At 47.3% G+C, this 25,378-nt stretch carries 23 protein-coding genes and 1 pseudogene; 7 read left to right on the top strand and 17 right to left on the bottom strand.

Annotated features, from left to right (window positions below):
- Nucleotides 1-211: 211 nt before the first annotated feature.
- The 5 genes from yidD to QT974_RS01015 form a co-directional block, all read right to left on the bottom strand.
- A complete protein-coding gene (gene yidD / locus QT974_RS01040; RefSeq protein ID WP_333466687.1) occupies nt 212-442 on the bottom strand; it encodes a membrane protein insertion efficiency factor YidD in 231 nt (76 codons plus the stop codon).
- A gap of 10 nt (nt 443-452) precedes the next feature.
- Entirely contained in the window at nt 453-1,157 is a 705-nt protein-coding gene (locus tag QT974_RS01035; protein ID WP_442933139.1) for an NADPH-dependent F420 reductase, read from the bottom strand.
- Nucleotides 1,112-2,050 carry a tRNA pseudouridine(55) synthase TruB gene (gene truB / locus QT974_RS01030; RefSeq protein WP_333466685.1) on the bottom strand — a complete coding sequence of 313 codons (939 nt, stop codon included), beginning with the start codon at nt 2,048-2,050 and terminating at the stop codon, nt 1,112-1,114. The genes QT974_RS01035 and truB overlap by 46 nt, the downstream gene beginning before the upstream one ends.
- 578 nt (nt 2,051-2,628) lie before the next feature.
- Nucleotides 2,629-3,372 (bottom strand): calcium-binding protein, encoded by a 744-nt coding sequence (locus QT974_RS01025; protein WP_333466684.1) that lies wholly within the window; start codon nt 3,370-3,372, stop codon nt 2,629-2,631.
- 583 nt (nt 3,373-3,955) lie between these two features.
- Nucleotides 3,956-4,162, bottom strand: coding sequence for a hypothetical protein (locus QT974_RS01015; protein ID WP_333466683.1), 207 nt, complete (start codon nt 4,160-4,162; stop codon nt 3,956-3,958).
- Nucleotides 4,163-4,362: 200 nt separating this feature from the next.
- Here QT974_RS01015 and QT974_RS01010 point away from each other — a divergent pair, with 200 nt between their 5' ends.
- Together QT974_RS01010 and QT974_RS34695 are read left to right on the top strand one after the other, a co-directional pair.
- Entirely contained in the window at nt 4,363-4,842 is a 480-nt protein-coding gene (locus QT974_RS01010) for a hypothetical protein (protein ID WP_333466682.1), read from the top strand.
- A gap of 57 nt (nt 4,843-4,899) precedes the next feature.
- Nucleotides 4,900-5,100, top strand: a complete 201-nt coding sequence (locus QT974_RS34695; RefSeq protein WP_442933138.1) for a transposase — start codon at nt 4,900-4,902, stop codon at nt 5,098-5,100.
- A gap of 86 nt (nt 5,101-5,186) precedes the next feature.
- Here QT974_RS34695 and arsM read toward each other — a convergent pair whose 3' ends face one another.
- Together arsM and QT974_RS01000 are read right to left on the bottom strand one after the other, a co-directional pair.
- Nucleotides 5,187-6,155, bottom strand: a complete 969-nt coding sequence (gene arsM / locus QT974_RS01005; protein ID WP_333466681.1) for an arsenosugar biosynthesis arsenite methyltransferase ArsM — start codon at nt 6,153-6,155, stop codon at nt 5,187-5,189.
- 101 nt (nt 6,156-6,256) lie between these two features.
- The gene (locus QT974_RS01000; protein ID WP_333466680.1) at nt 6,257-7,861 is read right to left on the bottom strand and encodes a hypothetical protein; all 1,605 of its coding nucleotides are present in this window, start codon (nt 7,859-7,861) and stop codon (nt 6,257-6,259) included.
- Between the two features lie 639 nt (nt 7,862-8,500).
- Between QT974_RS01000 and psaA the strand changes: the two genes are divergently transcribed.
- The 3 genes from psaA (at nt 8,501) to QT974_RS00985 (ending at nt 16,022) form a co-directional block, all read left to right on the top strand.
- On the top strand, nt 8,501-10,795 hold the full coding sequence (psaA, locus tag QT974_RS00995; RefSeq protein ID WP_333466679.1) for a photosystem I core protein PsaA: 2,295 nt from the start codon (nt 8,501-8,503) through the stop codon (nt 10,793-10,795).
- A 108-nt stretch (nt 10,796-10,903) separates the two neighbouring features.
- Nucleotides 10,904-13,132, top strand: a complete 2,229-nt coding sequence (gene psaB / locus QT974_RS00990) for a photosystem I core protein PsaB (RefSeq protein ID WP_333466678.1) — start codon at nt 10,904-10,906, stop codon at nt 13,130-13,132.
- 772 nt (nt 13,133-13,904) lie between these two features.
- On the top strand, nt 13,905-16,022 hold the full coding sequence (locus QT974_RS00985; RefSeq protein WP_333466677.1) for an NACHT domain-containing protein: 2,118 nt from the start codon (nt 13,905-13,907) through the stop codon (nt 16,020-16,022).
- Between the two features lie 130 nt (nt 16,023-16,152).
- Here the strand turns inward: QT974_RS00985 and QT974_RS00980 are convergent, their stop codons facing one another.
- The 4 genes from QT974_RS00980 to QT974_RS00965 form a co-directional block, all read right to left on the bottom strand.
- The gene (locus QT974_RS00980) at nt 16,153-16,347 is read right to left on the bottom strand and encodes a hypothetical protein (protein ID WP_293190080.1); all 195 of its coding nucleotides are present in this window, start codon (nt 16,345-16,347) and stop codon (nt 16,153-16,155) included.
- 150 nt (nt 16,348-16,497) lie between these two features.
- Nucleotides 16,498-16,692 (bottom strand): hypothetical protein, encoded by a 195-nt coding sequence (locus QT974_RS00975; protein ID WP_236506337.1) that lies wholly within the window; start codon nt 16,690-16,692, stop codon nt 16,498-16,500.
- Nucleotides 16,693-16,846: 154 nt separating this feature from the next.
- Nucleotides 16,847-17,059 carry a helix-turn-helix domain-containing protein gene (locus QT974_RS00970; RefSeq protein ID WP_333466676.1) on the bottom strand — a complete coding sequence of 71 codons (213 nt, stop codon included), beginning with the start codon at nt 17,057-17,059 and terminating at the stop codon, nt 16,847-16,849.
- A 75-nt stretch (nt 17,060-17,134) separates the two neighbouring features.
- On the bottom strand, nt 17,135-17,347 hold the full coding sequence (locus tag QT974_RS00965; RefSeq protein WP_106332166.1) for a helix-turn-helix domain-containing protein: 213 nt from the start codon (nt 17,345-17,347) through the stop codon (nt 17,135-17,137).
- 127 nt (nt 17,348-17,474) lie between these two features.
- On the opposite strand from QT974_RS00965, the gene QT974_RS00960 reads away from it, so the two are divergent.
- Together QT974_RS00960 and QT974_RS00955 are read left to right on the top strand one after the other, a co-directional pair.
- Complete coding sequence (locus QT974_RS00960) at nt 17,475-17,945, top strand: hypothetical protein (protein ID WP_333466675.1); 471 nt, start codon at nt 17,475-17,477, stop codon at nt 17,943-17,945.
- Nucleotides 17,946-18,007: 62 nt separating this feature from the next.
- Nucleotides 18,008-18,226 (top strand): annotated as a pseudogene (locus QT974_RS00955) (type II toxin-antitoxin system HicB family antitoxin).
- On the opposite strand, the gene QT974_RS00950 reads toward QT974_RS00955, so the two are convergent.
- The 6 genes from QT974_RS00950 to QT974_RS00925 all read right to left on the bottom strand — a co-directional run bounded on the left by QT974_RS00950 (nt 18,223) and on the right by QT974_RS00925 (nt 25,086).
- Complete coding sequence (locus QT974_RS00950; RefSeq protein ID WP_333466674.1) at nt 18,223-18,429, bottom strand: hypothetical protein; 207 nt, start codon at nt 18,427-18,429, stop codon at nt 18,223-18,225. The pseudogene QT974_RS00955 and the gene QT974_RS00950 sit on opposite strands and share 4 nt — an antisense overlap.
- 216 nt (nt 18,430-18,645) lie before the next feature.
- Nucleotides 18,646-19,968, bottom strand: coding sequence for a CO2 hydration protein (locus QT974_RS00945; protein WP_333466673.1), 1,323 nt, complete (start codon nt 19,966-19,968; stop codon nt 18,646-18,648).
- Between the two features lie 102 nt (nt 19,969-20,070).
- A complete protein-coding gene (locus QT974_RS00940) occupies nt 20,071-20,664 on the bottom strand; it encodes a CDP-alcohol phosphatidyltransferase family protein (RefSeq protein WP_333466672.1) in 594 nt (197 codons plus the stop codon).
- A gap of 99 nt (nt 20,665-20,763) precedes the next feature.
- Complete coding sequence (locus QT974_RS00935; protein WP_333466671.1) at nt 20,764-22,293, bottom strand: NADH-quinone oxidoreductase subunit M; 1,530 nt, start codon at nt 22,291-22,293, stop codon at nt 20,764-20,766.
- 106 nt (nt 22,294-22,399) lie between these two features.
- A complete protein-coding gene (locus QT974_RS00930; protein WP_333466670.1) occupies nt 22,400-23,119 on the bottom strand; it encodes a carbonic anhydrase in 720 nt (239 codons plus the stop codon).
- 107 nt (nt 23,120-23,226) lie between these two features.
- The gene (locus tag QT974_RS00925) at nt 23,227-25,086 is read right to left on the bottom strand and encodes an NAD(P)H-quinone oxidoreductase subunit F (protein WP_333466669.1); all 1,860 of its coding nucleotides are present in this window, start codon (nt 25,084-25,086) and stop codon (nt 23,227-23,229) included.
- Nucleotides 25,087-25,378 lie beyond the last annotated feature (292 nt).

Below are 25,378 nucleotides of genomic sequence, written 5' to 3'. Positions count from 1 at the left end.
GCACGCATTTACTAATCTATAAAATCCAGAATCTAACTAATATACCAACTCCCAAGAGCGTGAGGAGCTTCTTCACTGCTGAATCAGGGGTCGATTGCAACTTCCTTCTGCCTGTTTGCTGAATCCTGAATTTCACCCTCCCACATAGGCAAAAAGCTAGCCCAAAGGCAGCCAAAGCAAGGCTTTGACTGCCTTTTTGTTAGTGTTGTAACTAATGCTCTGGGCTATCTTTGGGCGGTAGGGGATCGTAACCCCCAGGATGAAAAGGATGACACCGCAAAATCCGCTTAACTGCCATTGAACCGCCGCGGGCCGCCCCAAATCTTTCTATGGCTTCGATCGCGTATTGCGAACAAGTTGGTTGAAATCTACAGGCGTTAGGTAAATAAGGAGAAATCCCCATTTTGTAGCCTCGAATTAATCCGATCAGTAATATTTTCACAATTTTGACCTCAGCGCTTAATTAGATTAATCGCAAAATCTTGTCCCCTACCGCTGAAAGCTAAGTGAATCCACAGCATCCCCAGCGGTTCCAGCAATCGAGCTTGCTTGAGTTCCCCGGCATCTACAACTTCAAATCCGATGTCTTCGGCAAGATTGGTGACAATTTTCTTGGCATCTGCATCGTCTCCGCAAATAAAAGCAGTTGCTGTTTGCGAACCGAATTGCAAATTTTCAAAACAGCTCGCACCAATGTTGTTAAAAGCTTTCACAACTTGCGCCCCGATCGCCCATTTGGCAATTTCTTCGGCGGCCGAAGTTGTGTATCCGATTGTCAGCCCAGCAGCAAGTCCAGCGGGTGTCATCTCGATCGGGTTTGTCGCATCTATAATAATTTTGCCAGTCAAATCTCCCGCAGCGGCTAACGCCTCTTTCGTGCCATTCCAAGGCGTAGCTAAAATCAAAACTTGACCGTGACTTGCAGCTTCCCCAACGCTAGCCGCTCGCGCATTGCCTCCTGTAGCTTCTACAGCAGACTGCACTTTTGCACTCTGCGGAGCTCTGACGCCAAATACAATCGAATGACCTTTTTTGGTTAAAATACGTCCGAGAGTTCCGCCAACATTTCCCGCGCCAATTATACCTATTTTCATTTTTACCTCTTGGATAGCTAAAACACAATTTGAGGAGACAAGATCGTACTTGTTTCTGAGCAAGCTACTTGACCGATCCCTAACAAGTTACCGTCAGGGTCGTACACTTGCAATGGAGACGGAGGTTGGGGTATGGGATTTTTGAGGGAATTATCCTGAGTTTCCTCGGCTGCTATTGCTGTTTCGGGAATGGGGAGGCGCTGTCCTTGAAACCAGCGTTTGGTGTATTCAGGAGAAAGGACGATCGCCCCCAAGTGTCCCAAAACCGCCGATGGCAAAATTGGGGTGAATGTATTGTGCTGCAATTGCAGTTCTAATTCTGCAAAAGTGAGACTTTGGTCGATCGAGAAACCGCTGCTTTCGGTGCGAGTCAAACAAGCCAAAGTACCGCCTGCATTTAAGAGTGCGCCCAAGTCCCGGGCGATCGCCCGAATGTAAGTACCGGCCCCACAGGCGATCGACAAATCCAATTCGGGAAAATCCCCAGGCCGCCAATCCAAAATTTCCAGCCTAAATACCTCAACATTCCTAGCAGCAACTTCCACAGTTTCGCCTTTTCTAGCTAACTCATAAAGCCGTTTTCCTGCCACCTGAACCGCACTAAAACTCGGCGGAAATTGCGCAATTTTTCCGATAAAATTCGGCAGCGCAGCTTGCACTTTTTCTAAAGTCAACTCCGGCACCGGTTGACAATGCAGAATTTCTCCTTCTAAATCGTCCGTAGCGGTAGTTAAGCCAAACCGAATCGTACCTCGGTAAGCTTTGTGGTGTTGGAGGAATTGCAGCAGCCTGGTTGCTTTGCCTAGGGCGATCGGCAAAACGCCTGTCACTGCCGGATCTAGGGTTCCTCCGTGTCCGACTCGCTTCAGTTTCAGCAGTCGGCGCACTCGCCCCACGCAGTCGTGAGATGTCATGCCGGCTGGTTTGTTCAGATTCAGAAAACCGTCAATAGTCATTAGAAATAAAAAGGAAGGAAGAAGTCATCAGTCATCAGTCATCAGTCATTTTACCCGCTCGCGAAGTCGAAGGGTAGTCATCAGTCATTAGCGTTATCCAGAACTCCGTCGAAGGATCGTCAGCGTTGCCGCGTATCTCGGCTAGAGCTCGATAACCGCGACTTGTGAGCCTCCGGGAGCGGGTGCACCTGCAAGAAAATATATCTGTAGGGGGCTCTGGCATGACCTCCGGGAATATGAGATTATAACTAATAATTTATATGCGGTCATGCCAGAACCCTGTTCAAAAACCAGATGCACCCCGGGAACCCCAGCAGCTCGTTGGCTCCTTAGTCTAATCATCCGTCATTAGTCATCAGAAAGAAGGAATTTCGGCAACGGATTTAACGGATAGAAGTCAGATGGAAGTTTGGTTTACGTCGCACTGTACGAGATGCAAAAGGATATAACGAAGAAGTTAGAAGCAAGCTCAAAAATTTTGAGCTTGCTTTATTACGGGCAAAAACAAAATCGTCGATGAGTTGAAAAAATCAAAATTTACAACTTAAAATTTACAACTCAAAATTACCGATTTTCTATTAAAAAATAAAGTCCGCCCGAGGGATAGAAGCAACTCCAAATACAGTAGCCAGAGTTTCCTTATTGCTTGTAAGCTGAATAATTGTACTAGGCGAAGTTCCGGCGCCAGCGGAAAAGGTGAGTTGGTCAAATGTGAGGTTGGCACTCAAACGAATTTTATCGTTCCCAGCCACAAAATCTGTAATCAGAACCTTGTCTGTCGAAGGCCCGATCGTAAAAGTATCATTTCCCAGACCACCAGTTAAAGTATCTCGGCCGCGATCGCCCGACAAACAATCATCACCGATCCCACCAAACAGCGAGTCATCGCCGGCACCACCAAACAGCGTGTCATTGCCCGCGCCACCCAACAAAGTATCGCTGTCTTGGTTGCCAAACAGCAAATCATTACCATCATCGCCACTTACCGAGTCAGCATCTTTGCCGCCGTAGAGAGTATCGTCGCCCGCGTTGCCGAAAACGCTGTCGCGGCCGGCATTACCAAACACAAAATCATTGCCGTCGCCGCCTAGTATTGAGTCGTCGCCGTCCCCGCCGTAGAGGCTATCGTTTCCCCCCAAGCCGAAAATGCTGTCAGCGCCTCCCAAACCGAATATCAAGTCAGCGCCCGCAGTACCGCTGAGGGAGTCGGGGCCGCTGGTGCCGTTCCTGCCACCGATAGCTCCTCCGGGACTGGTACCGCCGCTCCCGGGGGTTGGGGTTGGGGTGGTGATGGTGATCCTAGCTGGTACTGCTGGTGGCATGATTTTGAACAGTGGTAGAAATTTGCCATTCTAACTTAGCTTAAAATCGGAATTTATAAAATGTCTTGAATATCTATTCGTGTAATCGTCAGCCTCAAGCCCATAAATATTTCATATTTTTTGCAGTCCCAGCAAGAGTGATTTTTATACCTTTGTCCGTTGACTTATTTGAGACTTCTGTGCTGTGGGCATGATATTTCACAAAAAAGTTCTCAAGAGGTTTTACAATAATTTATTATGACTCTTCACCCCGCGACTGGTCATCGATTCCAGAAATGACGGCCTCCGTAGCACGAACCTCCTTTCCCAAAGGAAACCCATATATGAAAATGCGCGACGAACTGGGAGTGTTGTCTCAAGATGCTGACTTTATCCTTTATCACCTTGTTTCGAGCCGACTGCGGTCAAAATGCTTGATCGCCAGGGCAATTAGCATTAATTAGCGTGATGTGATGCAATTTGCCGAGGGATTGACTGACCGACAAGCAGCAGAAGGGGTGCATCTCAATGCAAGCGAATATATCCGTAGGGGCGAAGCATGACCTCCGTAAATAGGAGATTATAACTAATAACTTATATGCGGTCATGCTTCTTCAGGCTTCCAAAACCAGATGCACCCAGCAGAAGCGGTGAGAAGTCCTATAGATTGGAAATATGCTTTGGGGCTAGAAATTACTGATAGTCGTGCGTGATTATTCAGTTTTAAGTGAAGGTCGAAGTCGGTTAATTGCTGCGGTACGTGAAAGTCAATTACTCGATCGAATGCTAGCACATTTTCAAGATAAGGCATGGCTCAAAGCCTGGTCCAAAGCCAGAACTGACTCCACCCCTGTCATCGGAGCTATTCGCAAAATGAACCGCCTAAAATGCGTTGGAAAAACTTTATGTCATGCTTTAAATCAGCTAGCCACTGTAGCCGATGAATGGTTATTAACAGTATTTGATCGCGATTTGTCTGAGCGTTAGGGAACGAAATTTCAGCAAGATCGCGTGCGGAAATCTGAAGCCGAAAAACAAAGCTTGGCATTAACTATTGGCGATGATGGTCATCACTTATTGTCAGCTTTGTATGACCCGTTAAGTCCTGAATGGTTACGTCAGCTCAAAGCGGTAGAAATTTTACGCTGTGTCTGGATACAGCAAGATGGGTGGTCGGGAGGCAAAGTTTATTGGCGAGAAACTGATAATTTACCGCCCCACAAGCAGTTAATTACTTCCGCTTACGATACCGAGGCTCGCAATCGGACAAAAAGAGATACTAATTGGACAGGTTATACAGTACATCTTACAGAAACTTGCGATCGAGATTTACCTCATTTAATTACCAATGTGGAAACGACACCCACCACCACTGGAGATGTCGAAATGACTCAGCTCATTCATCAAGCTCCTTCCGATCAACATCTGTTACCACAAGAACATATTGTCGATACTGCTTATGTTGATGCTCAACACTTGCTCAGAGCGTGAGACAGAATTAGGTATTCATACCCTGGATTTTAAGCAACGTTATGCCGGCTCGGGCTGGTGTTGAAAGTTCGCTGTCTCAAGGAATTCGTGTTTTTGGTTTACGCGCGGGCTCGTTACATGGGTCTTGCCAAAACTCGCCTACAACATATTGTGACTGCTGCGGCGATGAATCTGTCAAGGATGTGGGCATTTTGGCGTAACATTCCGATTGGCTTGACCCGTGCCTCTGGTTTTTCCGCTCTTTTTACCCCTGCCTGATCATAGTTTTTTTCCATGATTATGAGATGTTTGGTTTCACCCTTTTTTAATTCGCCAACAGTCTCTTTAAACCGCCGTTTTTTCTCCTAACAGCAACCGCCGCCGTTATAGTGCCAAGTCGAATCAGTAATCAACACCTTGTCCGGCATTAATCCCCCCAAATTTCCAGCCGTTTTATCGCACACCGCCGCCGGAACTCCCCGCTGCAAAACGTGACCAGCCCCGTCATCAAACCACTCTTCAGAACCCGCATAAATCGCCGTCTTGCCAGTAAAAATGCAAGCACCATCCAGGGGGATGTCCACTTTAAAAGACACTGTATCGAGGCTTTCTAACAGCAAATCCCCATCCAATTTGTAATTGTGTTTGTCCAGCAGCCGGTAAGGACGGCGCGCCCGGACTTCCACTTGCCCAAATCCCACGTCTACAAGGTGTTGAACGTATTCTGCGTAGGTCAGAGCCCCCGACAAACACAAGGCGCGCAGGCGTTGGTCTTCCTTCAAATGCTGCGGAATTGGTCGAGTTGCGATCGGATCGCTCATCAACAACCTGCCCCCTGGCTTCAACACGCGATAAGTCTCTTTTAATGCCTTAGCTAAATCCGCAGGTTCAAAGATATTAAACAAGCAATTTTGTGCGACAACATCGACAGAAGCATCCGGTACCGGCAACGCGAAAGCATCGCCTTCTATAATTTCGACAAAACTTGCATCAAACCATTCATTTTCGTTGGCGGCAATTTGCAAGTTGCGTGCGGCAGCTTCTCGCATTGCTGCAACCGGATCGACGGCAATTACTGCTCCTTTATGTCTAGAAAAATAAGCAAATTGCAGCGCTTCCAAACCGCCGCCGACGCCGACATATAGCACGACTGGATTGCCGATAAGTTCGGCGGCGTGAACGGTGGTGCCGCAGCCGTAGTTCATTTCTTGCATTTGTTCGGGAATTTTTAATCCTGGCAGTTGCAAGGGACTGCTTTGGACGCAGCACAGTCCGATTTGGGGGGTTTCGGCAACGTCGCTATAAAATTTGGCTGCTGTTTCGAGATAGGTCATTTTCGTTTTTCCTGTGTTTTTTGACCGCAGATGTAGGCGAATTTATGCAGGTGTAGGCGAACCCTTGCCGAAGGGTAGGCTGATGAATTCAGAAATTGTTTTTAGGTTTCAAATTCGACTTTTTGTTCTGATTTGGGGGTGTTTTCTGGTTCTGAAACTGTTGTTTCTGGAATGGCTAATTCGGCGCTTTTGGGCGTGACAACCGAGGGCGCTGGTGCTACCAGATTGGGAGATGCTTCTGGTATCGCAGGAGCGACTACTTTAGGTACAGGAGCTTTGTCTGTTATTTCTGGCAGGGTTGGCGGTAGTGAAGGATTAGCCGGTTCGGTAACTTGATTCAAAAAGTTGCGGAACCGATTGTAGTATCCTTTATATTCCTGTTTTTCTGTTTGGTTCGATTGTGTTGGTTTCGGTTCTATTATTTTAACGGGTACAACAAGTTTGGGGGTTTCTAACTGTGGGGTTGCTGTCGGTGTCGGTTCTATGACTGGAACTAATTCCACAACTTTGGGGGTTTCTAGCTGTGGGGTTGGTGTCGGGGTTGGTGTCGGTTCTACAAGTTTCGGTGCTTCGAGTTGGGGGGTTGCTGTCGGTGTCGGTTCTATGACTGGAAGGGGAGCAACTTTTGGCTCTAACCTGGGCTCGGTAGCTGGGGTTTCTGGAACCGCTGGTGAGGGTTCGGCTATTGGTGTTTTTTCTAATCCAGGTGTCAGCGCCGGTGTCGGTTCGAGTGTTGGGCTTGGTGCGGGTTCGGGCTTGGGCGGTTGGTACGTACGATCGACTGTACCGCGAGCATCTGCTACGCTGAGCTCACCTCGCACTAATTTTGAAAGAGTGTCTTGCCGCTGCGGTTCGTAATTTACCAGTCTGACTGTATTATTAAAGGCGTTTTTGACGGTATTTCCCTGTTCGTCGATTAACTCTAGCTGTACCCAGTTTTTCCCTGGTTTGAATCCTTTAAGATATATAGGTTGCCATTGGTCGATCGCAAAGCTTTGACCGTTGACTGTGGCTCGAATTTTCCAATCCAGGATCTCATCTTGGGAATTTTTTTGCGCTACTTGGTGTAAAGGCGCATTTGTCAAGTAAAAATCCAGCAGGATGGGTTCTGCCCCGTAGCTGCCTTGCGGGCTGTTGTATGTTAATAAGGGCAATGTGCGATCGGGATTGTTGTCTTGTGTTTTTGTAAAAACGTGAAAGGTGGTTTGGGCGTATGCACCTTCGTTTTTAAAGCTTTCTTGCCAAGGACGAGCAGCAAATACTCGCAGGGTATGGGTTCCGGGTTCTAAGTCAGAGAGAGTTAAAGTCTGGTTGATATCGTAAACTGCTGCATAAGGTTGGTTGTCTAATAAAACTTGCAGGTGGGGCCCCAAACCCAAGTTTGCCTCTTTGAATAGGGGCAAGTCCTTAACTTGGAACTTAACCGATACATTTATATCCTGAAGCACTTCGTCAGGTAATGGAAACAAAATACTTATTTGAGGCTGGTAGATTTCTACAGCCTGACGCAGTTGTTGAATGGCTTCTGGGGGTGAAACCTCTGTTATTCTGTTTACCTCGGCGGTAGCTGAGCCGCTCTTGTTTCCTGATTGGGGCTTTTCGGGAGTGCCCGCGCCACAACTTGCTACACCTACAATCAATACTGCTGCTGCGAACAATGCCACCAGCCTGCTTGCAACCGTTCTCTGCCAATTAATGCCAATCACGCAACTATACTCCTAGAAGCCTTCTCATAGGGAACTATAGCCCAAAACTGAATTTAGTATTGGCGATTTGCCTCTGCCTGAATTCGCACCCCTGTGCCCAGGATTCAGACGGAGCACCCAACCAATCCGATCCCACTAATAACTGCCACAGCCGTTTTCTTAAACATTTCTCTATAAATGAGTATTCCTCAATTACCATATCTTTGAGTTTTGTAAACTTAATGGCAATACCCCTTGACTTTTTAGAGGCTATGTGGAAATTAAAGCGATTATTGCATCAAGAATTGAGGGTTTTTTAAGTATTGTTAACAAGCGATTAATACTTCTCTAGCAGGCTTATAATTCATGAAACTCCCTCAAAAGGAGCAGCCGCATCAAACCCAAATCAAGGTGGCGATCGGCTGCGGATCTGGCGAGAAGAGTTGGCAGTACCCAGGGACATTGTTAGCGACACTGGGGAACTGGCTTCTTGACAAAGAAGCAAAATGCTTGGGGAGACGATCCACCTGCGTGTAACTCTCGAAAGAGTGAAATGCAAGCTGTTTCGGGGAACCGAGAATCCCCCGCCTAATTAAGCGTGGGGAGTGTCAGATACATTATTCAGTTCTCGTTCCTTGTCTTACCGAGAGGAGAGTCTTCATGACCATTAGTCCTCCAGAGCGAGAGGTAAAAGTTAGAGTAGTAGTCGATAAAGATCCGGTTCCAACTTCTTTCGAGAAGTGGTCTAAACCAGGTCATTTCGATCGCACTCTAGCTAAGGGGCCAAAAACCACCACTTGGATTTGGAACCTCCACGCTAACGCTCACGACTTCGACAGTCATACAAGTGACTTAGAAGACGTTTCGCGCAAAATCTTTAGCGCTCACTTCGGCCACTTGGCAGTAATCTTCGTTTGGTTGAGCGGCGCATATTTCCACGGCGCTAAATTCTCCAACTACGAAGCTTGGCTGACAGATCCTACAGCCATCAAGCCCAGCGCTCAAGTGGTTTGGCCGATTTTTGGTCAAGAAATTTTAAATGCAGATGTAGGCGGCGGCTTTCACGGGATTCAGATCACCTCTGGTCTGTTTCAACTGTGGCGCTCCAACGGCATCACTAACTCATACCAGCTATATTGCACTGCGATCGGCGCCTTGGTAATGGCAGCATTGATGCTATTTGCCGGTTGGTTCCACTATCACGTCCGCGCTCCGAAACTGGAATGGTTCCAGAACGTGGAATCGATGATGAACCACCACTTGGCAGGTTTGCTCGGCTGCGGATGCTTGGGCTTTGCAGGACAACAAATTCACGTTGCTCTGCCGATCAATGCTTGCATGGACGCGATCGATGCAGGCTCACCGTTGACAGTCGGCGGTAAGCTGATCAAAACAGTTACCGACATCCCTCTGCCACACGAGTGGATTTTGACGCCGGGCTTGATGGCTGACATCTACCCGAGCTTCGCAAAAGGTTTAACCCCCTTCTTCACCCTCAACTGGGGCGCATACTCAGACTTCCTGACCTTCAAAGGCGGTCTGAACCCCACCACAGGCGGTTTGTGGCTGACCGATACAGCTCACCACCACTTAGCTTTGGCAGTGCTGTTTATCGTTGCCGGTCATATGTACCGCACGAACTGGGGCATTGGTCACAGCATGAAGGAAATCCTAGAGAACCACAAAGGCCCCTTCACTGGAGAAGGCCACAAAGGACTCTACGAAATCCTGACAAATTCCTGGCACGCACAACTAGCCATTAACTTGGCAATGCTGGGTTCTGTGAGCATCATCGTGGCTCAACATATGTACGCGATGCCTCCGTATCCGTACATCGCGACCGACTACCCGACTCAGCTATCCCTGTTCACCCACCACATGTGGATTGGCGGATTCCTGATTGTTGGCGGAGCGGCTCACGCAGCAATCTTCATGGTGCGGGACTACAATCCCTCAGGAAATGTCAACAACTTGTTGGATCGCGTCATCCGTCATCGGGATGCGATTATTTCCCACCTCAACTGGGTTTGCATATTCTTAGGCTTCCACAGCTTCGGTTTGTACGTTCACAACGATACAATGCGGGCTTTCGGTCGTCCTCAAGATTTGTTCTCAGATACTGGTATCCAATTGCGTCCGATATTTGCCCAATGGGTGCAAAATATCCACGCCTTGGCTCCTGGTAGCACAGCACCTAATGCTGCCGAAATCGTCAGCCATGCTTTTGGTGGCGGTGCAGTAGCAGTCGGTGGCAAAATAGCGATGATGCCGATCGAGTTGGGTACGGCGGATTTCATGGTCCACCACATCCACGCTTTCACCATTCACGTTACAGTCCTGATTCTTTTGAAAGGCGTGTTGTTTGCACGCAGTTCTCGCTTGGTTCCTGACAAAGGCAACTTGGGCTTCCGGTTCCCTTGCGACGGCCCAGGCCGTGGCGGCACCTGCCAAGTTTCTGGTTGGGATCACGTTTTCCTCGGCTTGTTCTGGATGTACAACTGCATCTCGATCGTGATTTTCCACTTTAGCTGGAAAATGCAGTCGGACGTGTGGGGAACAGTATCGCCAGACGGCACAATCTCTCACATCACCGGTGGTAATTTCGCACAAAGTGCGATCACGATCAACGGCTGGTTGCGGGACTTCCTGTGGGCGCAAGCTTCTCAGGTAATTCAGTCCTACGGTTCGGCACTGTCGGCCTACGGTCTGATGTTCCTAGCGGGACACTTTGTGTTCGCCTTCAGCTTGATGTTCCTGTTCAGCGGCCGCGGCTACTGGCAAGAACTGATTGAGTCCATTGTTTGGGCTCACAACAAGCTCAAGGTAGCTCCCTCGATTCAGCCTCGCGCTCTGAGCATTATTCAGGGTCGGGCTGTGGGTGTAGCTCACTACCTCCTAGGAGGAATTGTCACTACGTGGGCATTCTTCCTAGCACGAATCATTTCGGTAGGGTAAACTACCTTTAGGTTTTGGATTCAGGATTTGGGATCGATCTCAAACCCAGAATCCAAACCTCGGAACCGAACCTCTTCAACGTTCAGGATTCAGGATTAATCAAGGCTTATGGCAACGAAATTTCCAAAATTTAGCCAAGACCTTGCCCAAGACCCGACCACACGGCGGATCTGGTACGGGATTGCCACAGCGCACGACTTTGAAAGCCACGATGGCATGACCGAAGAAAATCTTTACCAAAAGATTTTTGCTTCTCACTTCGGCCACCTAGCAATCATTTTCTTGTGGACTTCGGGCAGCCTGTTCCACGTAGCATGGCAAGGTAACTTTGAACAGTGGATTAAAGACCCCCTAAACGTCCGCCCGATCGCTCACGCGATTTGGGACCCGCAATTCGGCGCTCCAGCAGTAGAAGCTTTCACTCAAGGTGGCGCTTCTAACCCAGTAGACATCTCTTACTCAGGTGTTTACCACTGGTGGTTTACCCAAGGGATTCGGACGAACGCTGACCTGTATCAAGGAGCTATCTTCTTGCTACTGCTGGCTTCAGTCTTCCTGTTCGCAGGTTGGCTCCACCTCCAGCCGAAGTACCGCCCGAGCTTGTCTTGGTTCAAAAACGCTGAATCTCGCCTCAACCACCACTTGGCTGGTTTGTTCGGTGTCAGCTCTTTGGCTTGGACTGGTCACATGGTTCACGTTGCTATCCCCGAATCTCGCGGACAGCACGTAGGTTGGGAAAACTTCCTGTCTACCCCGCCTCACCCAGCAGGTTTGGCTCCGTTCTTCACTGGTAACTGGGGCGTATACGCCGAGAACCCAGATGCAGCGGGCCATGTCTTCGGTACTTCCGAAGGCGCTGGAACAGCAATTCTGACTTTCTTGGGTGGCTTCCACCCTCAAACAGAATCCCTGTGGCTCACAGACATTGCTCACCACCACTTGGCGATCGCAGTTCTGTTTATCGTTGCCGGTCATATGTACCGGACTAACTTCGGTATCGGTCACAGCATCAAAGAGATGTTGGATTCAAAAGCTGGTTTGGTAGGCGGCAAGAGTGAAGGTCAGTTCAACCTGCCTCACCAAGGCCTTTACGAAACCTACAACAACTCGCTGCACTTCCAACTGGCATTTCACCTCGCTGCTTTAGGTGTAATCACCTCCTTGGTCGCTCAGCATATGTACGCGATGCCTCCTTACGCTTTCATAGCGCAGGATCACACGACAATGGCTGCGTTGTACACGCACCACCAATACATTGCTGGTTTCATCATGGTCGGCGCTTTCGCCCACGGAGCTATCTTCTTGGTGCGGGACTACGATCCTGAATCCAATAAAGGCAACGTGCTCGATCGCGTGTTGCAGCACAAAGAAGCGATTATCTCTCACTTGAGCTGGGTGTCGCTGTTCTTGGGCTTCCACACTCTCGGCTTGTACGTTCACAACGACGTAGTAGTCGCTTTCGGAACTCCTGAAAAGCAAATCTTGATTGAACCAGTGTTCGCACAGTTCATCCAAGCTGCTCACGGGAAGGCTCTGTACGGCATGGACGTACTACTTTCTAACCCAGACAGCATTGCTGCTACAGCTTGGCCAAACTACGGCAACGTATGGCTCCCAGGCTGGTTGGAAGGAATCAACAGCAGTACAAATTCTCTGTTCTTGGCGATCGGACCTGGCGATTTCTTGGTTCACCACGCGATCGCACTCGGCTTGCACACCACCACCTTGATCTTGGTCAAAGGCGCTCTGGATGCACGCGGTTCTAAGCTGATGCCGGACAAAAAAGACTTCGGTTATGCTTTCCCTTGCGACGGCCCCGGCCGTGGCGGTACCTGCGATGTCTCTGCTTGGGACGCCATGTACCTGTCTGTCTTCTGGATGTTGAACACCCTAGCTTGGGTAACGTTCTACTGGCACTGGAAGCACCTAGGCATCTGGCAAGGTAACGTGGCTCAGTTCAATGAGTCTTCTACCTACCTGATGGGCTGGTTCCGCGATTACCTCTGGCTGTACTCTTCTCAGTTGATCAACGGTTACAACCCGTACGGTACTAACAACTTGTCAGTCTGGGCCTGGATGTTCTTATTCGGACACCTCGTTTGGGCAACTGGTTTCATGTTCCTGATCTCTTGGAGAGGTTACTGGCAAGAATTGATCGAGACTTTGGTTTGGGCTCACGAGCGCACTCCTCTGGCGAACTTGGTTCGCTGGAAAGACAAGCCAGTTGCTCTTTCTATCGTCCAAGGTCGTTTGGTTGGCTTAGTTCACTTTACCGTGGGCAACGTCCTCACTTACGCGGCCTTTGTAATTGCCTCGACAGCCGGGAAATTCGGGTAATTCTGAACTCTGGTTTCTAGGTAATTAAATTAAATCCCCTGCCTTCTGGCGGGGGATTTTTTTTTGGTATGTGTTGGTTAAGGTATTCCAAACTTAAATTACATATTTTGAGCGCTGCTCAGAGCATCGCCCCACAACAGCATAATTATTTGTTTACAGGCAATTTAAATACTAATTATGTTAATTGTTGAGATTGAAAAGTATTTTTTATGGCGAAGTTAGCGCCACAAACAATTGCTACTATCTTGAATCTACAACAGCGGCTTGGGGCAGGAATTGATGAAGCTAAAAAGCTATAATTTTCCATCTTTGAGCAGTACGCCAAGATCAAAGCAACTGCTACGGTATTGGAACAATTGCCAAAGGCTACAGAAAGATTCAAAAAATTTTATTCTCGCTTTTACACGCTGCTGCGCATTTCTCGATCGCAACGCACAACTTCTTTTGCTATGCTAAATTTTCATTCCTCAAACCATCGAGCAAGCAGAAGCAGCCGCAGATGCAGTCAAAGCCACTATCGGCGAAGCGAAAATAGATTTTAACCTGCTATGAGTCAAACACCCGAACTCCTCCAGAAATTATTGAACAGACTGCGAGAAATCTCTGAGGTGTCTGCCAAAGGGTTGACGCTTTAACTCTCTGTTTAGACAAACTAATTGCTATTAGCAACAGTCCGATTAATGTTTACCGCCGGGAAAATTTGAGCGATATGCTGATTTTGTCAAGCAAGAGTTGTATGTAGACTTATCCTCAACGTCTCATTAATACTCCCATGAGAGAAATCGAATCATTTGTTGCAACTTGTCTTACCGAAATCGCCCTCCCAATTTTTCAGTCACTCTGGGGAACAGATGGTAAGTTTGTCGGTTTTATGGGAAAAATGCTAGATGAGAACACTCAGCAGCTAATTTACACTGCATCGGGAGAATACGGCAGACGTTACTTAAATCGTCACAGCATTCTCAAAGGCTTGGGAATGCCCGAGGCTATGCCATTAGAATCAGTTTATACTGCTGTACAATTTTTGGATGAGCAACAAATCCACAGTTTTGAATCTGTCCCAAATTTACAGAAAGCTTACCGCCAAGCTCAAAAGCGAAATTTTCAGTACCCAGATTGCCAGAAGCAAGCAGGACTACAAATTGCTAATCAGAACCAATATTTGATGGTTTTAGGGCAGCCCGGAGCGGGGAAATCTACATTTTTGCGTCAAATGGGACTCGAAGCATTGAAGGGCAAAAGAGGCGGATATCAGCACGATAGTCTGCCAATTTTTATCGAACTTAAAAACTTGACATCTAGCGAAATAGAGATAGAAAAAGTTATTATCGAAGAGTTTAAATGTTGTGGATTTCCTGCTTCTGAGCAATTTATTGCTAAGGCATTAGAGCAGGGAAAAATGTTAATTTTACTGGATGGATTGGATGAGTTACCGACAGTCAAAAAAAATGAGGTGATGAGTCAAATTGATAATTTTGTGGATCGCTATCACAAAAATCGCTTTATTTTATCAGGTCGCACAGCCGCTTACCCAAACAATTTTAAACAATTTATCAATGTAAAAATTGCCGATTATGATGATAGTCAAATTCAGCAATTTATCGCTAACTGGTTTGAGTCCGAGGTCGCTCGACAACCGGAAATCGGTCAAAAATGTTGGGAGTTATTGCAAAAACCCGAATATGCAGCAGCTAAAGAGTTAGCCCGCACACCATTATTGCTAAGTTTCTTGTGTTTGACTTATCACCGATCGCAAAACCTTCCAAATAATCGCAGTCTTCTCTACAAACAGGCTTTGCGGATATTCTGGGAAGGATGGGAAACGTGCAAGGGGATTCTGCCCGATGAGCTCGATCGAGGACTGAGCGCGAAGTTACAGGAGAATTGGTTGCCCGAAATTGCTTATACTGGTTTTGACACTGATAAGCTGTTTTTTTCGCGGCCGGAACTCATCGAGCCAATCAAAACTTTTTTAGCAAGTAATTTGAATGTACCCAAGCGTTTAGACGGTGAGGCGCTGCTGAATGCGATCGCAGTTCAACAGCGGATTTTGGTAGAACGAGCCGAAAATTTGTACTCTTTTTCGCATCTGACGCTTCAGGAATATCTCGCGGCTGAATATATTGCCGATCGTAATTTAATCCAGCAGTTAGTTACCTGTCATCTTTCCGATTCACGCTGGCGAGAGGTTTTTTTGTTGGTGGCGGGGTTGGTACGTTCCAAAAACGGGGCTGATGACTTGCTGCTGTTAATGGAAAAAGAAGCTCAAAAGTACATTAACACGCCGAAGTTACAAAGGCTATTGCAATGGGCTGATGCAGCGACTAATGGTTCGGAAGGTGATTTTAAGCCGGTGGGTAAACGTGCTGCGGCGATCGCCAACGCCTGCGCCCACACCAGGGCCAACGCCAATGTCACCGCTAACGGCTGCGCCATCGCCAACGCTTACGGCATCGTCAACCCCATCGCCAGGGCGATCGCCCATACCAACGCCTACCCCTACGCCTACGCCAACCTATGCGCCTACGCCAAGGTATACGCGATCGCCCTGGCTGAAGAACTTAAAAAAATTCAAATATTTAAGGAGGTGAAATGGACTCAACTGATTGCTCAACTGAAAAAACTCCAGAAGCAATTACCTGACGCTCAGCAACCTCAACAAATACAGTTAGCATTTACTCCTCGCCTTTTACATACCTGGTGTAACGCACTCCATCTCGATCCAGAAATAGTCAAATTATCTGAGGAAGAAGCAAAGGCGCTGGGAGATTATTTATCTGCGAATCATCTGATCCTCGAATGCAAAGAAGCAGCAGTGAGAATATCAGCAAAAACCTGGGAAGAAATAGAATCGCGGATGTTGCTAGTTCCAGATAATTCTACCATTTGAGATTCTCGATTTTAGATTGGGAACGATCGCAAATCCGGGCGATCTATATCTTCGATCGGCGGTTGAAACCGCTTCTTGTCGAACGAAGTCTGCCTCCGCAGACTAAGAAATGGAGAGGTTTTTTTCAGCTTCAAATCTCGCCATTGACCTGCATTTGATGTACTTTATCGGCTAATTCTTGCAGGCGCTTTTCGTCCAACTCGTCGATCGCCAGCATCCCGACATAGATGATTTCCTTCAGCGTTAGTCTGGTTGCTAGCGCCTTTTTCTGCACTATATCCTTGATAATTGGGCTGACTCCGATCGCGGTACTGGCTCTAGTCACAAAACTAACGGGAGATTAACAACTTCGATTAAATATTAGCACCTTTAAGCTGAGTTTTTAGCTGCGATGCAAAGTGCTTCAGCGCGTCTTGACAAGACGAAGCACAAGGTTGATACTAGAGGTGTGGAAAGGCCGATCGCTCTCATGCCCTCAAATCTCGCCATTCACCTGCATCTGATGCACCTTGTCCGCCAACTCTTGGCGACTTTCCTTATCGAGTGCATCAATTGCCAGCATTCCCAAATACACGACTTCCTTCTGGGTGAGTCTGGTCGCTTGGGCTTGTTTTTGAATGACTTCCTTAATCACGGAACTGACCGCGATCGCAGTATTAGTTTTTGCCACGAAGAATAATCAACTATGAATAACTTTCCTTGATGTTAGCATCCTCGGTTAGATTAATTGCGATAATGTTTGACAATTTACAGTTAATCATGCTATAGTCTAGAAAATACAAAAAAGCGATCGCCCCCCGTCTAGACAACTAAGGCCGATCGGCCTACTCTTCCAAAACCTCAACCAAATCCTCAATCATCACATCAAAAGTTCGAGCTAACCTCCGCAGGCAAGTAAAGTCAACCATTGCCATTTCAGGACGACGAGCATAGCTTCTGACAGTGCTATAAATTACCCCAGAGCGATCGGATACTTCCTTAAGCGTCCAGCCCTTCTGGGCCGCTAGTTCCCGAATTTTTAGCCTGACTAAACCCATGCTTGACAGTTGATGCAATTCTAAGGTTGACTCACCATCATGTCAGAAAATCAGTCCAAATCGTGGTCGATCAGCCTACTCCTCCAAAACCTCAACCAAATCCTCAATCATCACATCAAAAGTCCGAGCTAATTTCCGCAACAAAGTAAAGTCCACCGTTGTCAGCCCTGGACAACGAGCATAATGCTTGACAGTGTTGTACACCACGCCAGAACGTTCTGAAACTTCTTTAAATGTCCAGCCTTTCTCGGCGGCTAGTTCTCTGACTTTAATTCTTACTAAACCCATGCTTGACAATGGGTGCTATAACACCTTACAATAAATTTATCTAAAAAGCCGATCGCCCCCGGTCTCGACAACTAAAAGGCGATCGTCTTCAAAACTTAAATAGACAGTTACTAGCTGTCTACCAGCCATGATATCAGAAACTCCGACAAAATCGCGGACGATCGCAGAATCCAAGATAATTCACAAATCTCCCATCCTGCATCCGCTGGCGAGATTTGTCACCGAAGAAACAGTCGCACTCCTGTTCAATATCGCAGTAGACGAGATTTATCGCATCGAATGCTGTCGGTATATGGTTTACGTGCACGCAAAAGGCATCAGCCGGTTTGTCAGCTACGCCGATTTTCCACCTATTTTAGAAGTAAAGCCGATCGCCCTGCAAGATTTTGGCAGATGGTACAAACGCTGGAAAAGCAAGCTAGCACCGGCATTTTGGACTAAATTCTACACGCGCAAGTTTAAACAGGCTGTGTCAGTTGACAGCTTGCTGGAGTGGGGAATGTTGGTAGCTAAACTTAAATCGGCAATTTCTGGGGCGGCGCTACAACAGCTACGAGATGTTTATGCCACAGAAAAAGATTTGATGGAAAAATTTTAAAGGGCGATCGTACCGACGAAGAACTGCGAGAATGAAGAAAGGAAAAATTAAAATAAATGCCGATGAATCAATATAGTACGATCGTCCAATGGTCTGACGAGGATCAACTTTTCCTCGTGACGATTCCAGAGTTTGCCGATCGCGTTGTCAAGCCCTGTACCCACGGAAAAACCCGCTCATAACCCATCCAACATGGCGAAGAAGTGCTCGAAATGTATCTCGAAGCTTGGGTGGAACAAAGTGAACCCATCCCTGCACCCAGCATTCTTCAAATCGCCTAAAATACTTCATCCTCGATTCCCAGCCACCATTCGCCCAGATTCATTAAAGCTTGCTGAATGTCGGCAAGTTCTGTCATATATTCTTCACTCGAAATCTCCGATCGCCTTTCTTGCAGTTTTTTCAGCCGCAGTTGCACCAACAGCCACGGTTTTGAAATGCCGTCCGTTGCTTCGATATATTTGGCTACGTCTTTGCTATTCATGGTTATTTGTTATTTGTTATTTGTTATTTGTTATTTGTTATTTGTTATTTGTTGGTAAGCGAACTTGTATTATAGCACTTTTGAAACTGCTTAAAAAAACTCTAATTTTTCCCAGTCGGTTTCAACCGACTTTAGCTTTGAGCCAGGGGTTTCAACCCCTGGCGGACTAACGAACTGGCGGACTTTTCTACTAAAATCCCCGCCCCCAAACATCGTTCACCTGTAATCAGAAGTCTGAATGTTTTTTAACTTCGCCGCATATTTCATGCCGTATTCCGGGCGACAGAAGCGATCGATCTGAGACTCGAAAAACGCCCTATTTGCCTTCAAATGTTTCGGATTTGGGTCATCCAAAGGATACAACAGCGCCGTCCGCAAAGCTTGAATAACCGCCGAAGTAACGCAGTACATCGATCGCTGGAACGTCACCCCAATCTGATTCAGGATATCATCTTCGCCGCGGCAGCGCTGTTTGTAGAAATCCATCAAATAAGGCGGCAGGAAGTGCAGCATATCTTGGGCTAGCAACGTCGGCGGGATGCCGGCAGTTCCTACAGGGAATTTGTCTGCATACAAAATACCGTAGTGGAAGTCTTTTTGGTCGTCTGGAACTTCCCGGGCTTGGGCGTTGTAAGATTTGGTTCCCCGGAACGGCGAAGTGCGGTAAAATACCGATTCTACGTATGGTAGCGCTGCCTCGTAGAGCCAAGTGAAACCTTTTGATTTCGGGATGATTTCGTAGGTTTCGCCGTCGATGAGAACGTGGTGGTAAATCGGACGACCTGCGATCGCAAATATACCATTTACCAGGAAATCCATCGCCTGGGGGACTGTGGTAACTTTGCCTTCGTCGTATAAGTCCGAAACTTCAAAAAACACGGGTGCCATTACTTCCCAGAATAAACCGAGATTGCTGTAATAAGACATCTGGCGGCACTGTTCCAAAAACATTTCGGGAAATGCTTTGTGCAGGGCCAGCATGAACGGGTCTTTTTTGAAGTAAGCTTTAATAGCGCGATCGGCATTAGCTTTGTATTCGTCGCTGTCGAGATACGGATCGAACTGATTTACAGGGACGTACATCCCCCGGTGCCACAGCATCGACCTCATGCACTCTTCGGCAAATTCCATGTTAATGCGATCGTGCCACAAATGGTGAAACAAACGCGGCTTTTTGCCAGTTTCCCCATTTTCCATGAACTCCAAAAGTTCTGGGTGTGCGCTTCCAGTCCCCCGCCAGAGTCGCAAATCTGCACCGTCGCCTGAATAGTGATTTTGCAAGTCTAAATACTCCTGGGGTAAGAAGTATTTAAAGAAGGGAAGCGGGTTTAAAAATACCCGTTCCGCGATGTAAAGTAAATCCCGCCAATAGAAATCCATCGGCACCGCGTAGGCCTTCCAAATCGCGATGATTTGCATCAAATTTTCCGGCGTATCTGGAATCATCGCGCCGCCAGCTTCCAGTCTGTGAATGACTTCCGCAAATTCGTGTTTGGAAGGAGGCAGTTTAGTTGCTGGTTTAGTAGGGGTTTGTACCATTTTCTGTTTCTCCTAATGAATAGCAATATTATTTGGACAATTTGAACCCTGAATTCTTATTTTTCTGTCCCGTAAAAGCTGCCTTTTGTTCTCAACTCGACTTTAGTCGTTACTGAGGGAATCAAAAATCAATTTTTGACGCAACCGCAGAGCATGAAAGATACTCAAAACATCATGCTTCCACTCTGGCAATACCAGTGTCATAGCAATCTCTTCTACAGTATGAATGATGCCAGAAATAATAGCTAGCCACAGGGGAATTCCAGCATAGTTAAAGCCGAAAAGAGCAAGAGTAGCAATGAACAGAGTTATTCCCCAAAATTTAGCGGAGTAGGTGTGGTAGCTGGCTGGTTTACCATATTTTAGCAAATTAACAATCCACCATGCCAACTGTACAAAAACTACAGCCAGCAGCGGGAATCGAAAGGCTATTACCAAATCTCTATGCACCAGCCACCCACTGGCAAATACACAGATATAGAAGCAGACATCAGCCCAACTATCCGCTTGACGTAATTGTGCGTTACTCACGCCAATGTGTCTGGCAATAACGCCATCGAATATATCTGATAAAAACCCAATTATGTAACCGATGATGAACCAAAAACTAATTGTGCCATCCACAGCATCCCATAGCAGGAATGGCGCGATTGCAGCACGAATGGCTACAAGAATACCAGGAATATATTTCATCATCGGTGTTGATAGTTGACAGTTGACAGTTGGCAGTTGGCAGTTGGCGAACAAATGACTGCTGACGGCAGGACTGATGACGGCAGGACTGCTGACTAATAACTAATGACTAATGACGGCAGGACTGATGACTGATGACTGCTGACTGACAGCTACTTCAGAATATCTGCCACTTGCCAGAGTTGCTGCTACCGCATTGGTAGTAGATTCGCTCCACTTCAGCAGCCATATCGGTTGCACTCCCAAGAAGAAAATGATCGCCGCTAAAACTAGGGCTGGCATATTTTCGGCAAACTTAACTGCTGGGTAATAAGCCGTGGCGTTGTCCAACTTGCCAAAACAGGTGCGGTTGAGCAGAATTACAAAGTAAACTGCTGTTAAGCCGGAGGCTAAAATGCACAGTAAAGTCGGAATTGGAAATGTTGAAAAACTGCCTTGGAATACTAAAAATTCGGCGATAAAACCGACTAAACCGGGAATGCCGGCGCTGGCCATGCCGCCTAAAACTAACAGCGAACTTGCCGTGGGTAAACCGCGCATCGGATTCATCAAGCCGTTGAGTACGTCCAAATCCCGCGTGCCGGCTTTGGTTTCGATGATGCCTACGAGATAAAACAGCAAAGCTAAAATTAAGCCGTGGCTTACCATTTGTCCGACGGCGCCGATTAAGGCGAGTTTGGTGCCGGCGGCGCAGGCGACGAGGATGTAGCCCATATGCCCGATCGAACTATAGGCTACCATGCGCTTGATATCTTTTTGGGCGATCGCGCTCAAAGCACCGTACATCACGCTCACCGTACCAATTATCGCTAAACCCGGAGCGACAATCCGCCAAGTTTCGGGGAACATCTGCAAACCAAACCGGATTAAACCGTAAGTTCCCAACTTCGCCAACACGCCTCCCAACAGAATTGCAGTTGCTGGCGAAGCTTCGACGTAGGCATCCGGGAGCCAAGTATGCAGGGGAACTAAAGGAATTTTTATTCCCAAGCCAAGCAGCACAATTGTTAGCAGGATTAATTGCGTTTTCAAGGGCAAGTCTTGAGTAGTAATCGCACTGTAATCGAAGTTTAAAGAGCCGCTCAGCCAAGCTACACCCAAAAATCCCGCTAAAACTAAAAGTCCCGAAACTGCTGTGTAAATCAGAAACTTCATCGCAGCGTATTCGCGCTGCCTGCCGCCCCAAATCGCAATTAACAGGTAAAAAGGAATTAATTCTAGCTCGTAAAACAAAACGAACAGCAGCAAGTTTTGAGACATCAAAGCTCCCGCTACCCCGGCATTTATCAGCAATATCAAAGAGTAGTAAAGCTGGGGGCGAGCAATGTTTTCTCCAGTGCCGTTGATTACTAATAGCGTCAGGAATCCGGTTAAAACTAACAGTGGCAAAGACAAGCCGTCAATGCCTAGGTTGTAGCTCAAACCCAATTGCGGAATCCAAGCCAAATATTCTTGGAATTGCAGGCTGGAATTGGTCGTGTCAAATTGAGTCAGCAGCAAGATATTCAACAGGAAAACGGCAGCAGCGAAGGCGGAGGCTACTGAGCGCACTCGCATCGCATTCATTTTTCCGGGCAAGAACCCGACTACCGCAGCGCCCAACGCGGGCAACCAGAGCAAGGCACTAAGCATAATGTGTGAACAGTGAAGAGTAAAGAATCATTTTTCTATGCTTTTGTGATTAATAATTTGAGGATGAGATGTTAAGTTTTACCCCAATTATTAATCACAAATTTCATCAGGACTCAATCAAAATATTGACTGCACCAGTGTCTAAATCGTAATATCCACCAACAACCTTCAGCTTATTCTCCTCAATTAACTTAGAGATTACTGGAGATGCTTTCAACCTTTTAGCTTGCAGCACAACATTGGCTTTTGAGGCATTTTCTAGACGGTCGCCCGCTTGATTTTTTGAGCTTTCTACAGCAGGCTTAATTGCTTCGAGCAAACTGCCAATTTGACCGGGAACTTGAGCGCCTTTGATGGTTGCATCTACCGCACCGCACCTTTTATGCCCGATTACGACAAGCACTTTTGCTCCCAACACCAGCGTGCCAAATTCCAGGCTGCCAATTTCTTCTGGAGTAGCCACATTTCCGGCTACCCGACAGACAAATAAATCCCCCAATCCCTGATCGAAGATAATCTCAGAAGGAAAACGGGAATCTGCACAGCCGAGAACAGCAGCAAATGGTTTTTGAGCTTTGGCAACTTCGGCAAGGCGGGGGAAGTTTTGGTTCGGACTTTGGCGTTTTCTGTCAACAAACCGCTTGTTCCCCTCCATTAATTTTGCCAAAGCTGCATCGGGACTCATGTCATTTTGAGCAATTGCTGGTTCGGGTGCAGCCACATCAGCACCTGCTCGTGCTGCTAGTATTCCTGTACCTATTGCTCCTGCGACAAATTTGATGGAGTTGCGCCGGGAAAGATTTACTTGTCTGTGATTGTCTTTCATGTATGATGCTGCTTTGTTGGATCGAGTTTAAAATCTTTATTCAAGACTTCATTTATTTAAGATTTTAGGTTGAAAGTGTCACCTAAAATCTTCAACGTTATATCTCTTTACCCGCCCACAATCAGCGAGAGGCGAGCCAACAGAGGCCAGCTTACTAGCAGTCCTAAAAGTGCAACTCCGAACAGAATAGTCAGGGCATAAAATTGAGTTTGACCGCTAACGTTGTACTTGAGGCTCTGCCCGCTAAAAACTGTGGCAAAGCCGACTAAGTTTGCAAATCCGTCAACAATATTGCGATCGAACCAGGAGATGATTTGGGAAACCAGACCGACTGCAAATATCACTGTAACGCGGTAAAGTTGAGCGGTGTAAAAGTCGTAGGCAAAGAAGTCTTGCACGGCTTGAGAACCAATTCGCACTGGTTTTTCCCACTTCTGGTTCAGGTAAACAAATGCTCCGGCACCGATGCCGATCGCGCTTGACAAAACTAGCAGTCCGGCGGCAGTATAATTCAAAGTTGCTAAAGGCAACAATTGCCACGCGGCGAGCAAGTGCGGGACGTGCAAGGTAAATCCCATTAACACAGTCATCGGCAAGATAAAAGGCCACGAAACTTCCGGGGAACGTTCGGTCATTTGCTTGGGTTTGCCGCCGAAGACTAAACCGAAAACGCGAACTAAGCCAAAAGCAGTGACGCCGTTGACAAACAGCACTACTACTAACAGTGAAGGATGAGTTTTAGCAAGCGCGCCCGCTAATTCTGATAAAGCCCAGAAGCAACCGAAGGGCGGTAGTCCAATCACTCCCGCTGCTCCGACCAGAAACGATATTCCCGATATCGGGCGTTTCGCCCACAAACCGCCCAGAGAGCGGACATCCTGAGTGATGCTGTTCCAAACTACCGAACCGATGCTCATCACCAACAAACCCATTGCCAAGCTGTAGGCAAAGATTAATGTCAAAGCTGTCTGGATTTGTCCGGTACCGACGGCGATAAATACTAAGCCCATGTAAGAGCTAACTATATACGAAAGCGTGCGCTTGATGTCGATTTGGGCGATCGCAATTAAGGAAGCACCCACCGCCGTAGCAGCACCAACAATAATAGTTGTCTTCAGCCCCACGGGCGACAAAGCAATCACCGGCTGCAATTTAATCAAAATCCAGGCGCCGGTTTCCACAACCACCGTGTTCCGCAAAATCGTTGCCGGCAAGGGGCCTTCCATCGCCTCATCCAGCCACAGGTGCAAGGGAAACTGAGCGCATTTGCCCATCGGGCCGGCAATCAAAGTTAAACTCAACAGCGTCGCCACTGTGGGGTCAATGTTTGCAGTCTTAGCCCACACGGCCAACTCGTCAAAATTCCAAGTTCCCGCCAGCGGCAGAATTGCAACTACTCCCATCAGCAGGAACAAGTCTCCTACCCGCTTAGTCAAGAAAGCGTCGCGGGCGCCCGTCACCACCAAAGACTGATTGAACCACAGCCCGATTAGCAGGTAAGTTCCCAGAGTCAGGACTTCCAGAATCATGTAGCTGAAAAACAGAGAGTTGGACAACACCAAGCCGCACATCCCCGCTTCAAACAGCCCCATCAGGGAAAAGAACCTAGCCCAACCCCAGTCCATCTCCATGTAACCGACTGCATAAATCTGCGCCAGAAAATTCAGTCCGGTAATCAAAACTGTCGCCCCGACTGTGACAGCAGAGATGTCTACAGGAATGGTTAAGTCTAAACCTGCTACGTTCAGCCAAGGAATTAACTGGTGTTGTGCCGGTTGGTTCCAGATAGCTGTCAGGGCGATGACGCCGTGGACGAAAGCGAAGAAAGTTAAGATGGCGTTTACATAACCGGAGGGTCTAGGCCCCGTGCGGCGAGTTACTGCTGGAAACCACAGTATCGACAGAAATGCGCCGATAAGTGGATAGCAAGGTATAAACCAAACGGTCTGGAGTAGGATTTGAGCCATTGGCACTACCTGTAATTGTTACAAAAATTTAAAAATCTGAGAATAATCTCGATCGCTAGGCTGAGGGCATTTGGCAGAAGTCAAGAAATTTTATGACCTGCCTGCGAGTATCTTGTCGTTTTCCAGCCAAGCGCTTCAGAGTAGTCTTATTAATTTTATATTAAGGATTACATTAAATTTTCATATTTCCTGATTCAGCATACTTATATACAGATAAACTGTACTTATAAAATGTCAAGCTGGGACTATGAGTATTAGTGCTGGGAAGCAGTCAGAAGTTCTGACTATCTAC

It is taken from the genome of Microcoleus sp. BM001215392, assembly GCF_036700185.1.
GTDB lineage: Bacteria > Cyanobacteriota > Cyanobacteriia > Cyanobacteriales > Microcoleaceae > Microcoleus.
The sequence above is the reverse complement of the archived record's forward strand: the minus strand, read 5'-3'. Positions and strand labels throughout refer to the sequence as shown.